10 protein-coding genes are annotated in these 13,211 nt (G+C 64.7%); 7 read left to right on the top strand and 3 right to left on the bottom strand.

The window, feature by feature from the left end; all coding sequences use genetic code 11:
- Positions 1-1,590: an ABC transporter substrate-binding protein gene (locus IG197_RS24195; RefSeq protein ID WP_210283691.1), complete on the bottom strand. Its 1,590-nt coding sequence runs from the start codon at positions 1,588-1,590 to the stop codon at positions 1-3.
- A 290-nt stretch (positions 1,591-1,880) separates the two neighbouring features.
- Here IG197_RS24195 and IG197_RS24190 point away from each other — a divergent pair, with 290 nt between their 5' ends.
- Positions 1,881-2,738: a MurR/RpiR family transcriptional regulator gene (locus IG197_RS24190; protein ID WP_067960085.1), complete on the top strand. Its 858-nt coding sequence runs from the start codon at positions 1,881-1,883 to the stop codon at positions 2,736-2,738.
- A gap of 24 nt (positions 2,739-2,762) precedes the next feature.
- Here IG197_RS24190 and IG197_RS24185 read toward each other — a convergent pair whose 3' ends face one another.
- Complete coding sequence (locus IG197_RS24185) at positions 2,763-3,662, bottom strand: LysR family transcriptional regulator (RefSeq protein ID WP_192315394.1); 900 nt, start codon at positions 3,660-3,662, stop codon at positions 2,763-2,765.
- Between the two features lie 113 nt (positions 3,663-3,775).
- On the opposite strand from IG197_RS24185, the gene IG197_RS24180 reads away from it, so the two are divergent.
- The 4 genes from IG197_RS24180 (at position 3,776) to IG197_RS24165 (ending at position 9,603) form a co-directional block, all read left to right on the top strand.
- On the top strand, positions 3,776-5,167 hold the full coding sequence (locus IG197_RS24180) for a VOC family protein (RefSeq protein ID WP_192315392.1): 1,392 nt from the start codon (positions 3,776-3,778) through the stop codon (positions 5,165-5,167).
- The gene (locus IG197_RS24175; RefSeq protein ID WP_067960076.1) at positions 5,167-6,588 is read left to right on the top strand and encodes an FAD-binding oxidoreductase; all 1,422 of its coding nucleotides are present in this window, start codon (positions 5,167-5,169) and stop codon (positions 6,586-6,588) included. The genes IG197_RS24180 and IG197_RS24175 overlap by 1 nt, the downstream gene beginning before the upstream one ends.
- 49 nt (positions 6,589-6,637) lie before the next feature.
- Positions 6,638-8,152, top strand: a complete 1,515-nt coding sequence (locus IG197_RS24170; protein ID WP_192315390.1) for an aldehyde dehydrogenase family protein — start codon at positions 6,638-6,640, stop codon at positions 8,150-8,152.
- 155 nt (positions 8,153-8,307) lie between these two features.
- A complete protein-coding gene (locus tag IG197_RS24165) occupies positions 8,308-9,603 on the top strand; it encodes an FAD-binding oxidoreductase (protein ID WP_192315388.1) in 1,296 nt (431 codons plus the stop codon).
- Between the two features lie 162 nt (positions 9,604-9,765).
- Here the strand turns inward: IG197_RS24165 and IG197_RS24160 are convergent, their stop codons facing one another.
- Complete coding sequence (locus IG197_RS24160; RefSeq protein WP_192315386.1) at positions 9,766-10,941, bottom strand: M20 aminoacylase family protein; 1,176 nt, start codon at positions 10,939-10,941, stop codon at positions 9,766-9,768.
- A gap of 152 nt (positions 10,942-11,093) precedes the next feature.
- On the opposite strand from IG197_RS24160, the gene IG197_RS24155 reads away from it, so the two are divergent.
- Positions 11,094-12,248 carry a M20 aminoacylase family protein gene (locus tag IG197_RS24155; protein ID WP_192315384.1) on the top strand — a complete coding sequence of 385 codons (1,155 nt, stop codon included), beginning with the start codon at positions 11,094-11,096 and terminating at the stop codon, positions 12,246-12,248.
- 224 nt (positions 12,249-12,472) lie between these two features.
- Entirely contained in the window at positions 12,473-13,210 is a 738-nt protein-coding gene (locus IG197_RS24150) for an IclR family transcriptional regulator (RefSeq protein WP_067960057.1), read from the top strand.
- Position 13,211 lies beyond the last annotated feature (1 nt).

The following is a 13,211-nucleotide window of genomic DNA, read 5'->3' as shown; positions in this document are numbered from 1 at the left end:
TCAGCCAATGACCTTGATGTCGACGGCCGTTGCCTGCACCAGCTGCGTGCCACGCAGCTTTGCCGGCACATCGAGCATGGTCTTGTTGAACGCGTAGTTCTGAACCGGCTCGTGGATCGGTACAAACAGGAAGTTGCCGATCAGGTTCTCCTGATACTTCCTGAAATTGGCCACCCGCTCGTCCTGCGTCTTCGACTGCTGCATGGCGACGTTGCGAAGCTCCTGCGATTTCTCGTCCTGCCACCCGGAGGAGTTCGGATAGGGAATGTTGGTGGTGCTGAAGAACCAATCGAGAATGTCGGCGTTGTTCCAGCCATACTGACGCACCGCGAGCTGATGCTGGCCCTTCTTGAGCTGGTCGACGACCGTCGTGCTGTCGAAGATGTCGATCTCGACAACCATGCCGATTGCCTTGAGCTGCGCCTGGACGATCTCGGCAGTACGTTTGATCGCCGTCTCCGACTGCGCCGTCAGCTTGATCTTCAGCGGCTTGCCGTCCTTGACCCGGATGCCGTCATCACCTCGCTGCCAGCCGGCCTTGTCCAGAAGCTCGTTGGCCTTGGCCAGGTCGTGGTGGATTTCCAGCTTGGGATCGATCTTCGATTCCACCAGCGTGCTGATGAGGAACTGATGCGCTTCGAGGCCTATGCCGTTGAAGACGCTCTTTAGGATCGCGCCCTGGTCGACCGCCAATGCGGTTGCCTGGCGCACGGCGGCGTCGCCGAACGGCTCGGCTCGGGTGTTGAACGCGAGATACGTGATCCCGAAGCCAGGCAGACTCCGGAAGTCCAACATCTCTTCTGCCTGAAGTTGCGGCAGGAACTGGTCCGGCACGCCGAGCAGCAAGCCGACGCCGCCTGTCTTCAGTTCGAGGAAGGCCGTCGAGGCGTCGGGAATTTCGCGCAGGGTCAGCCGCTTGACGTGCGGGGCTCCCTTGTTGTTCGAGAGGTCGCTGCCCCAGCTGTAGTCCTCATTGGCGACCAGCACGGTTTCCTGTCCGACGGCAAAGCTCTCGAACATGAAGGGTCCGGTTCCGACGGCCTCGGTCACGCCAAAATTGTCGCCGGCCGCGTCGTAGGCCTTAGGAGACGGGATGCCCATGAAGGACGATGCCAGATTGTAGATCAGATTTGGCTCCGCCCGCTTCATGACGAAGCGAACAGTATAGTCGTCGACGACCTCGACACGGTCGACGGCGTCGACAAGGTACTCGTTCGGGCTGCCTTTGAACTTGGGGATCCACCACGCTATGGTCGCGGCATTGAACGGTTCACCATCATGAAAGCGAACGCCTTGCCGCAACTTGAAGGTCCAGTTCATACCGTCGGGACTGTTCTCCCAGGATTCGGCGAGGTGGGGATGATAGCTCTGGTCGACATCCTGCTCGATCAGCCGGTCGTAGATCAGGGTCGCGACGGTGCTGAGCAAGGTGGCGCGAATTGGATCGTGATGAGGGGCGCCGATTTCGGCACTGCCGAGAGCAAACACGGCCTCCGGTTCTGATGCTCGCGCCGAATATCCCCCAGCCAGGCCGAGGCCCGCAGCCAGCGTGACCACCGATACCGAAGCAAGAAACCCACGTCGATTCATGTTCAACCTCCCCTTGGAAAATCGGCAAAAGCCAGCCATGCCGCGGAAGCAGCATTTTCTCGACAACAGACAAGAATTCGCGATGTGGCATGGTCATATGACCTGAGCCAGATGCGCGTCGTTTCCTCCCGGTTGCTGAGCGTTACTGGCAATATCCAGCGGCTCAGCAACATTTTTCTTCCCCGCTCCTCAACGAGGGTGCGTTCAAGCTATTTTGAAAAAAAACAAACGTCAATCGATTCTGTGATAGAATTCTTACAAGAAATCCCGCCCCGCACAGGGAGAGCAAAATGACGGAATCGGTTCGCCGCAGGCTGGTCGAAAGCCTGGCTACCGCCACCAATGCCGAGAAGGCGCTTGCCAACTACATGTTGGCAAACCTCAACGGCGTGCCGTTCGAGACCTCGGCAACCTTAGCCGCCAAGGTCGGCGTCAGCGAGCCGACTGTCGGGCGCTTCTGCCGGACGCTGGGTTACGCCCGCTTCAAGGACCTCAAGGAGGATCTCCGCGACAACATTGGCGCCCAGCCCTGGCTGGCCGGCGACCGCCTGAAGGAGTTCCGCGACCGCAGCCAGAACGGCGATGCCCTCGCCCGGAGTCTGGAGCTGGAGATCGCGGCGTTGCTGAGGATCTACGAGCTCGCCAACACCAAGGAATGGGCCCGCGCCGTCAAGCGCCTGGCCACCTCGCCGCAGCTTTTCGTCGCCGGCTTCCAGACGGAGCGCGGCATCGCCCAGTACTTCGCCAACCAGCTGCAGTATCTCCGCCCAGGCGTCCAGCTCGCCGACATTGCCGGCGGCAACTTTTCGGAGATCTTGCTGAGCCCATCCAAATCGACATGCCTGGTGATTTTCGAGGCCCGCCGCTATTCGCGCCTGAACCTCCTGCTGGCGCAGGAAGCCAAAAAGGCGAAGATCCCGATCACGCTGGTCACCGACGCCTTCTGCGACTGGGGCCGCGACCTTGCCGACGAAATGTTCGTCGTGCCCACCGAATTCGGCATGTTCTGGGAATCGACAGCGCAGATGGCCAGCCTCGGCAACCTCTTGATCAACGGCATCTTCAACGAACTCGGCGTCGCGATCGAAGGTCGCATGAACAAGGTCTCGGAACTGCACGGCAAGATCACCGGCTATGTCGGCGACTAGCCGAAGTGCCCAAGCCTTGTTGCTTCAATCCTCTGGCGTCACCTGCCCCAGGATCCAGTCGAACAGCTGATTGGTCAGCTGGCCCGCCGCCTTTCGTTCGGGAACCACGAAGTAGTAGCTCTTTTCGGTCTGCAGCGGCATATCGAGAACGACCTGCAGCTTGCCGTCGCGCAGCTCGCTTTCGACGAGATAGCGCGGCAGCAGCGCCACCCCCAGGCCGGCAACCGCCGCCTCGATCAACATGGTGAACTGGTCGAAGCGATGGCCCTGATAGGCGCCTTGCGCCTCGACGCCGGCGGCCTGGAACCAGTTGGCCCAGGCCTTTGGTCGCGTCGCCATGTTGAGCAGCGGCGCATGCGCCAGCGCTTCGGGCGAGCCGATGTCGTGGCCTGCGAGAAACTCCGGACTGGCCGCCGGCACGATCACTTCGCGGCAGATATAGCGGCACACGGCATTGGCCCAGACCGGCTGGCCGTAATGGATCGCTGCGTCAAACCCCTGTTCCTCCAAGTCGAACTGCTCGGCGCGCGACACCACGTTGAGCGCGATGCCGGGATGGGTTTTCAGGAAGCCCGGCAGCCGCGGCACCAGCCAGCGGCTGCCGAAGGTCGGCAAGGTGGCGAGGCTGAGCAGCGATACGCCCGAACTGGCCATCGCCCTCAGCATCGCCGCCTCGCCCTGCTCAAGCAGCTTGCGCGCGTCGGGCAGGAATTTCTGACCGGCCGCCGACAGCACCACGCGCTGGCGCACCCGCTCGAACAGCAGCAGGCCGAGCTGGGCCTCGAGATCGCGGATTTGCCGGCTGACAGCGCTTTGCGAGAGGTTGAGCTCGCGCCCTGCCAGCGTGACGTTGCCATGGCGGGCAGCGGCCTCGAAGGCCTGCAGCTTGCCCAGGTCGGGAAGGAGCGTGCGCGCAGCAGTCATTCGGTTTCCGCATCAACCTAGATGGATTCAGCGCAATTCAGCGCCGACAGAACCGTATATAGCATTGTTCTCGCATGAAGTCGCCCATGCCGAACGTGAAACAGAGGGTTCGAATGTCTCCGTCTCCCTTCTTGTCGCCCGATGCCATCCGCGCCGCCTTCTCGGCCGCCATGTCGGCGATGTACCGCGATGAAGTGCCCGCCTATGGCACGCTGATGGCCCTGGTCGCCGACGTCAACGAAGCCACCCTCGCCAGCCAGCCGGCGCTGCGCGCCAGCCTGGAAGCGACAGAGACGCTCGCCCGCATCAGCGAGGAGCGCCACGGCGCCATCCGCCTCGGAACCGAAGCCGAGCTCGCCATGATGCGGCGTGTCTTCGCCGTCATGGGCATGCTCCCGGTCGGCTATTACGATCTCAGCGAAGCCGGCGTGCCGGTGCACTCCACCGCCTTCCGGCCGGTCGGCGAGACCGCGCTCAACATCAACCCGTTCCGGGTGTTCACCTCGCTGCTGCGGCTCGACCTGATCGCCGACGAAGGCCTGCGCGCCACCGCCGAACAGACCTTGGCCCGCCGGCAGATCTTTTCCGACGCGGCCGTGGCACTCGTCGACAAGGCTGAACGTGACGGTGGCCTGTCGCAGGAGGACGCCGGACTGTTCGTCACTGAAGTGCTCGACACGTTCCGCTGGCACAGCGAGGCAAGCGTCGACCAGGCGCTCTATGCCAGGCTGCACGATGCGCACCGGCTGATCGCCGACGTGGTCTCGTTCAAGGGCCCGCACATCAACCATCTGACGCCGCGCACGCTTGATATCGACGCCGTGCAGGACCAGATGCCATCGCGCGGCATCGTTCCCAAGGCCGTCGTCGAGGGGCCGCCCAGCCGCGCTTGCCCCATCCTGCTGCGCCAGACGTCGTTCAAGGCCATCGAGGAGCGCGTGTCGTTTCCCGACGAAAACGGCAAGCTCCAGACAGGCTCGCACACCGCGCGCTTCGGCGAGATCGAGCAGCGCGGCATAGCGCTCACGCCCAAGGGTCGACGCCTTTACGACAAGCTTTTGAACCAGGCTCGCGCCTCGGTGCGCCCTGCCCCGGACGGTTCGAATGCGGACGCCTACCGCGTAGCACTCACTCGGAGCTTTGCCGAATTCCCTGACGACTGGAACGCCATCCGCAAGGCCGGCCTCGGCTATTTCCTCTACACCGTCGACGACGCAGTCGCCGGTGCGCGCGGCAGCGACATCGAAAGCCTGATCGCCGCCGGTGCGGTGCGTTTCGACGCAATTGTCTACGAGGACTTCCTGCCGGTCTCGGCCGCCGGCATCTTCCAGTCCAACCTGGGTGACGACGCTGTGCAGGAGTTCACCGCCAGCCCCAACCAGCGCCTGTTCGAAAAAGCCCTGGGGGCCTCCGTCCTCAACGAGTTCGAGCATTATGCCGGCATCGAACGGGCATCGATCGAGCGCTGCCTAGCCGCGCTGAAGGCGTTTTCGGACGCGGCTTGATGCTGGCGCGCGAACACATCGACACTCTCGGCGCCCTGCTCGGCGCAGGCGGGTTACTGACCGCAGAAGCCGACATGGCCGGCTACGAAAGGGGCGCGCGTTATGATAGCGGCCGCGCAGCCTTCGTGGCACGCCCGGCCTCGACCGAGGCCGTCTCGGCCGTCGTCGCTTATTGCGCCCGCCATGCCATCGCGCTGGTGCCGCAGTCAGGCAATACCGGGCTGGTCGCCGGTTCGACGCCCGACGCCACCGGCACCCAGGGCGTGCTGAGCCTCGACCGCCTGCGCTCCACCTTCGAGCTCGACTTCGACAACCGCAGCCTGCGCGTCGACGCCGGCTTCCGCTTGTCCGAAATCAACGCTCGGCTCGAACCGCACGGCCTGTTCTTCCCGATCGATCTTGGCGCCGACCCGATGGCAGGCGGCATGGTGGCGAGCAACACCGGCGGGGCGCGTTTCCTGCGCTTCGGCGACGTCCGCCGCAACACGCTGGGCATGAAGGTGGTGCTCGGCGACGACGCCGGCACCGTTGTCGATTTCGGCGCAGGCCTGCGCAAGGACAACACCGGCGTCGACTGGAAGCAGCATTTCATCGGCACGGCGGGCGCGTTCGGCGTCGTCACCGAATGCATCTTCAACCTGGAAAGGCTGCCGCAGCAGGTGGCGACCGCCTATCTGGTACCGCGTTCACCCGAGCATGTGACGGTCCTGCTCAACGCCATGGAAGTGCGCCTAGGCACCTATCTCAGCGCCTTCGAAGGCATGTCGGGCGCAGCGATCACCCGCACGCTCGCCCATGTCGAAGCGCTGCGCAATCCATTCCCCGGCGGGGCCGTGCCCGATTTCGTCATCCTCGCCGAGGTTTCCAGGTCATGGCTGCCACGCGCGGCCGAGCAGCAGCTCGACGCCGTGCTCGAAGAGGTGCTGGCAGACATATGGAGCCTGCCGGAGGAGCCGCTGGGCGACGCCTTCGTCGGTCCCGTGCACGAAATGTGGGCGCTGCGCCACGCTCTGTCCGAAGGTGTGAAGTCGTCGGGCTATGTCGTCGGCCTCGACCTGTCATTCCGCCGCGGCGAGCTGATGCGCTTCCGCCAGCACATGAGCGACCTGCTGGCCCTGGAATTCCCCGCTGTCGCCATCTGCGATTTCGGCCATGTCGGCGACGGCGGCGTGCATTTCAATCTAGTCGTGCCGAAGCTGGCGGACGGGACGAACGACATGGCAACCGCCGAGGCGTTGCGCGAGCGGGTGATCTCGGTTGCCGTCGAGGAGCATGGCGCAAGCTTCAGCGCCGAACACGGACTTGGACGCCGCAACCAGCGTTTCTACGACCGCTACACGACGGAAAAACTGAAATCGATGGCCGCGCAGCTGAAACAGGCGGTCGCCCCCGCTCCGATCGGCACCGCACGGCTGGGCTGATCATGGCGTACAGCGCCACAATGAACCCGACAAACAAAAGGACAAGAAAATGACCATAGCAAAAGAAACCGCCGCTCTTCTGGAGCGGCTTGGCGTTGCGTCAGCTGCCTTCACCGGCGGCGACCTGATCGTGCGCAGCCCGGTGACGGGCGACCAGATCGGCGCGCTCAAGTCGATCTCATCAGCCGAGGCGGAAGCCGTAATTGCCCGCGCCGATGCCGCCTTCAAAGCCTGGCGCAACGTGCCGGCGCCGAAGCGCGGCGAGCTTGTCCGCCTGCTCGGCGAGGAGCTGCGCGCTTCAAAGGCCGATCTCGGCCGCCTGGTCTCGATCGAGGTCGGAAAGATCGCCTCCGAGGGCCTCGGCGAAGTCCAGGAGATGATCGACATCTGCGACTTCGCCGTCGGCCTGTCGCGCCAGCTTTATGGCCTGACCATTGCCACCGAGCGTCCCGGCCATCGCATGATGGAAACCTGGCATCCGCTCGGCGTCACAGGCGTCATCTCGGCCTTCAACTTCCCCGTTGCGGTGTGGTCGTGGAATGCAGCCCTTGCCTTTGTCTGCGGCAATTCGGTTGTCTGGAAGCCGTCGGAAAAGACGCCGCTGACCGCCCTTGCCTGCCAGGCGATCTTCGAACGTGCGGCAAAACGTTTTGGCGCTGATGCGCCCGCAGGCCTGTCGCAGCTTTTGATCGGCGACCGCGCCATCGGCGAGGTGCTTGTCGACCACCCCAAGGTGCCGCTGGTCTCGGCCACCGGCTCGACCCGCATGGGCCGCGACGTCGGCCCGCGTCTGGCCAAACGTTTCGCCCGCGCCATCCTCGAGCTCGGCGGCAACAATGCCGGCATCGTCTGCCCTTCGGCCAATCTCGACATGGCGCTGCGCGCCATCGCCTTCGGCGCCATGGGCACCGCCGGCCAGCGCTGCACCACCATGCGCCGCCTGTTCGTCCATGACAGCGTCTACGACCAGCTCGTGCCGCGGCTGAAGAAGGCCTATCAGAGCGTCTCGGTCGGCAGCCCGCTGGAGAGTTCGGCCCTCGTCGGCCCGCTGATCGACAAGGCAGCCTTTGACGGCATGCAGAAGGCGCTGAAGCACGCGACTGAGGCCGGCGGCGAGATCACCGGCGGCATGCGCGTCGACCAGGGCCATGACGGCGCCTATTACGTCAAGCCGGCACTGGTCGAGATGCCCGGCCAGACAGGTCCGGTGCTGGAAGAGACCTTCGCACCGATCCTTTATGTGATGAAGTATTCCGACTTCGATGCTGTGCTCGACCTGCACAATGCGGTCGGCGCCGGCCTGTCGTCGTCGATCTTCACGCTCGACCTGCAGGAAGCCGAACGTTTCCTGTCGGTCGAGGGTTCGGACTGCGGCATCGCCAATGTCAACATCGGCACCTCGGGTGCGGAGATCGGCGGCGCGTTCGGCGGCGAGAAGGAGACCGGCGGCGGCCGCGAAAGCGGCTCGGACGCCTGGAAGGCCTATATGCGCCGCGCCACCAACACGGTGAACTACTCCAGGGCGCTGCCGCTGGCCCAGGGCGTCAGCTTCGACATCGACTGAGCAAGCCGACACCGGTTGCGGCGCTGGCATCGGCCACGCCGCAGCCACGTGATTTCAAGCGCCGTCCGCAGAAGCGGGCGGCGTGAATGGCCCCGGCTTGATGTCATGCCCGGGCCAATCCCTTCCCGCCAACCTGCAGCCACGGACGTCTGCCGATGCTCAGCACTCCTCACAAGCCGCATTCCCATGGACCGCGCTCGCATGGGCTTTGGGAAGCGACGGCGCCGGCGGCACCGGCAACGACAGCGCTCGACGGGCATGTTTCGGCCGAGGTCGTCATCGTCGGCGGTGGCTATACCGGCATGTCCTGCGCGCTGCATCTTGCGGAGGCCGGCTGCCGGGTGGTGCTGCTGGAAGCCAGGGAAATCGGCTTTGGCGGCGCCGGGCGCAATGTCGGCCTGATCAATGCCGGCCTGTGGCTCGCGCCTGACGACGTCTCTTCGGCTCTCGGCCCCGACCATGGCGAACGGCTGCTCAAGCTGCTCGGCGACGCGCCGGCTGCGGTCATGGCGCTGATCGACAGGCACGGCATAGACTGCGAGCTGGAGCGCAACGGCACGCTGCATTGCGCCGTCGGCGCGTCAGGCCTCGCCGAGATCAGGGAACGCGAGGCGCAGTGGCAAAAACGTGGCGCACCGGTCAAGCTGCTCGACGCCACGGAAACGGCAGCACGACTCGGCACCTCGGCCTATCTCGGCGCGCTGCATGACGCGCGCGCCGGAACACTGCAGCCGCTGGCCTATGCCCGCGGGCTGGCCACGGCCGTGGTCAAGGCGGGCGTGACGCTGCATACGTCCAGCCCCGTCACAAAAGCCGAGCGCAAGGACAATCGCTGGCACCTGACCACTTCAGGCGGCAGCGTCGATGCCGACTGGGTCGTTGTCGCAACCGATGCCTACAGCACCGGCCCGTGGCAGATGGTGCGCACCGAGCAGGTCCACCTGCCCTATTTCAACCTGGCCACTAAGCCGCTCTCGCCGGAGCTGCTGCGCAAGATCCTGCCCGGGCGCGAAGGCGTGTGGGACACCAAGACCGTCCTCTCCTCCTTCCGGATGGACCGCGCCGGGCGGCTGGTGTTCGGCAGCGTCGGCGCGCTGCGTTACTCCGGCACGGCCATCCACAAGGCCTGGGCCCGCCGTGCCCTGTCCCGGCTCTATCCCGATCTTGGCGACATTGCCTTCGAGCACGAGTGGTATGGGCAGATCGGCATGACCGGCGATGCCTTGCCGAGACTTCACACATTCGGTCCCAACGCCGTCGGCTTCTCCGGCTACAACGGCCGCGGCATCGCCCCCGGCACGGTGTTCGGCCGCGAGCTCGCCCTGCTGATCAAGGGCGAGAAGACATACGCCGAGCTGCCGCTGCCGGTCTCCGACGTCACGCCCGCCCCGTTCCGCCGAAGCCGCGAGGCCTGGTATGAAGCCGGGGCCCAGATCGCGCATCTGGTCTGATGCCAGTCAGGCCAGCTTCAACGAACCTACGAAGCGCACACCAACTGCATGGAACGTCATTCAGCGGCGGGTCGGCGCCGGCCTTCTTCCTGAAGTTGGGTCGGCGTTGCTCGTCGGCATCGGCTGCTCCTCAAGGGGAGAATTGCGAGCGCCCTCGATCGGCTACCCGCGGTTCACCAGTCTCTCGCCGACCAGTGTCGTCCAGTAGCTGATACCGTGGACGATCGCGCCGTCGTTGAAGTCGTAGGCGGGGTTGTGGAGGCCGGCGGAGTCGCCGTTGCCCAGCCAGATCATGGCGCCGGGCCGTTTTTCGAGCATGTAGGAGAAATCCTCCGCGCCCATCGTGCACTGGCAGTTGCCGTTGACTTTGTCGGCGCCGGCGACATCAGAGGCGACTGAAATCGCTACCTTGGTCATCTCCGGGTCGTTGACGGTCACTGGGTAGCCGGGGCGCCAGTCGATCTCGGCCTGGGCTTCGAACAGGCGCGCGGTGTTGGCGACGATGTCCTTGAAACGCTGCTCGACGGCCTTGCGCGTCTGCGGATTGATCGTTCGGATCGTGCCGCCGACGACGGCCTGCTCAGGGATGACGTTGAGTGCGGCCTCGCTGCCGCCGGCAAGATAGGTCACCGAGACGACGACGGGATCGAAGGGGTCGACGTTGCGCGAGGCGATCGATTGCAGCGCCGTCACCAGATGCGCAGCGATCAGCACGGGATCGCGCGATTCATGCGGCGAAGCGGCATGCGAACCCTTGCCGTTCAGCTTGACCACGAAGCGATCGGCGGCGGCCAGCATCGGGCCCGGCCGGATGGCAAAGGAACCGACAGGCAGGCCCGGCTCGTTGTGCATGCCGAACACCTCCTCGATGCCGAAGCGCTCCAGTAGCCCCTCCTCGATCATGACGCGCCCACCAGCGCCGCCCTCCTCGGCCGGCTGGAAGATGAGCACGGCGGTACCGGCGAAGTCCCGTGTCGAGGCAAGGTGACGCGCAGCGCCGAGCAGCATCGCCGTGTGGCCGTCATGGCCGCAGGCATGCATCTTGCCGGGGTTCTTCGACGCATGGGCAAGGTTGGTCTGCTCGGCGATCGGCAGCGCATCCATGTCGGCCCGCAGCCCGATGGTGCGGCCGGCTCCCAGCTTTCCCTTCACCACCGCGACGACACCCGTCTTGGCAATGCCGGTGACGACCTCGTCGCAGCCGAACGACTTCAGCTTGTCGGCGACGAAGGCCGACGTCGCGGGAAGATCGAACAGCAACTCGGGATTCTGGTGCAGGTGGCGGCGCCACTGCACGGCTTCTTCCGCAATCGACTCGATCGTCTGTACTGACATCATTTCCTCTTTCAGGCAGTTCAATCTGGAGTGTCGGCGCCAATGGGCCTGTCAACCCGCGCCTCCGCTCACATCTTCGAGGCCTAGGACGAAACGCTTGCCTTCACAAGACGCCAGTGCCACTGACGGGCCAAAGCCACGAAAGACGGTCCGCCATGCCTGTGATTGAACAGATTGCCCAGTTTGCCCAAGATCTCACCGCGATACGCCAGGATTTCCACCAGCATCCCGAACTCGGTTTCGAGGAGCATCGCACCTCGCAACGCGTGGCGGATCTGCTTGCCAGCTGGGGTGTTTCAGTCGAGCGCGGCATCGGTGGCACCGGCCTGGTCGGTGTCATCGAGGGCACTCGTCCGGGTCGCAGCATCGGCCTGCGAGCCGACATGGACGCGCTGCCGATGGACGAACTGACCAACCTGCCCTACGCCTCGAAGAACCCCGGCGTGTTCCATGGCTGCGGCCATGACGGGCACACCACCATGCTGCTTGGCGCTGCGCGCTACCTCGCCGGCAACCGCGATTTCGCCGGCCGCGCCGTGCTGATCTTCCAGCCGGCGGAGGAAGGTCTCGGCGGTGCGCGCGCCATGCTGCGCGACGGCCTGTTCGATCGCTTCCCCTGCGACGAGCTCTATGGCATGCACAATTCGCCCTACCAGGGCCATTCCCAGCTGACGATCCGGCCGGGCAAGGCGCAGGCCGGCGCCAGCTTCTTCGACATCACGATCCACGGCCGCGGCAGCCACGGCGCCATGCCCCAGGCCAGCCGCGATCCAATCACCATCGGCTCGGGCCTGATCAAGGAGATGCAGGAAATCGTCTCGCGCAACATGGACCCGACGCGTCCGGCCGTCGTTTCCGTGACCCAGTTCCATGCCGGCTCGGCCTACAATGTCATTCCGGAAACCGCCGTGCTGCGCGGCACCTTCCGCTATTTCGACGAGGCCGACGGGGTAATGATCGAAAACCGCATCCGCAAACTCTGCGCCGGCTTTGCGCTCGCCCACGAAATCGAGATCACAGCCGACATCCGCAACATCTTCGACGTGCTGTCGAACGATCCGGAGCGGGTCGGCAACCTGATCGAGGTGGCCCATGAGATCGTCGGCGACAAGGCGCAGCCGAATGCGGAACTGACGATGGGATCGGAGGACATGGCCGATCTGCTGCGCGTCGTCCCGGGTGCTTTCTTCAATCTGGGGCATAGCGGAACCGTTCCGCTGCACAATTCCGGGTTCATTTTCGACGACACGATTCTTCCCGTCGGCGCCAGCCTGCTGGCCCGGCTCGTCGAGGTGCGCGGCGCCGCCTGAGCGCGGCCGCGCCAATAAAATCAATTTCTTGATCTGAGGACTTCGCTCGATCCCGGCATGGCTGTCGGGACGGGCGGAGCTTTGCCTGTTCGGTCCGAGATGCCGCCTGCCTGGCGGCATCGCGAAGTCGGCTCATTTTTTAGCTTGACCGAATGCAAGGACGAGAGCATTAGTTGCATAAAGTGGAACTTGAGTTCCATTTAATGGAACGACTCGGAGGAGCAATGTCGGTCCTGAACAATGCCGCAGACGTGCTGAGGTGCTTCGGAAACGACTGTCCCGACCTGACGGTTTCGGACGTCGTGCGGCTGCTCGGCATGCCGAAAGCCAATGCGTCGCGCCTGCTGAAGGCGATGCGGGAGGCGAACATGCTGGAGACGATCGGCGACAGTCACCGGCATCGCCCAGGCCGGCTGATGCTCGATCTCGCCGCCGCCTACCGCCGTTCCTCGCTGCTGATCGGCCGCGCCAGCGAAGTCGTCGCCGAAGCCAGCAACACCTTTGGCCATACCGGATACATCTCGGTGCGCGACGGCAAGGAAGTGACTGCCGTCGCCGACTTCCAGGGCACCAACGCGCTCCGCGTCGTCAGCAACATCGGCCGCCGCCTGCCTGCCCATCTCAGTGCGACCGGTCGGTCGCTGCTGGCGCGGCTTGGCGAGGAGGCAGTGCATGCGCTCTATGCCGGGCACAGCGCTTTGCATGAACTGAGCGAGCAGCTTTCGAAAGTGCGGCACCAGGGCTTCGCCTATTCGAGCCAGGAAGCCACGCCCGGCGTCGACGCCATCGCGATATCGGTCGCCGATCCGCGCACCGACGAAGCCGTCAGCCTCTGCATCGTCTACCCCCACGCACTCGTCGACACCAAAGGCCGTGACGAGATGATTGCCGCCCTCGCCAAGGGGGCCGCCCGCATAGCCGAGGACCTGGGCGACAGCGCCTTCGTCGCCCCCCGGATCTGAA

Origin of the sequence: Aminobacter sp. SR38, assembly GCF_014843375.1 — a bacterium.
Lineage (GTDB): Bacteria > Pseudomonadota > Alphaproteobacteria > Rhizobiales > Rhizobiaceae > Aminobacter > Aminobacter ciceronei.
Note: the sequence above shows the minus strand (reverse complement) of the source record. Positions and strands in the feature narration are given on the sequence as shown.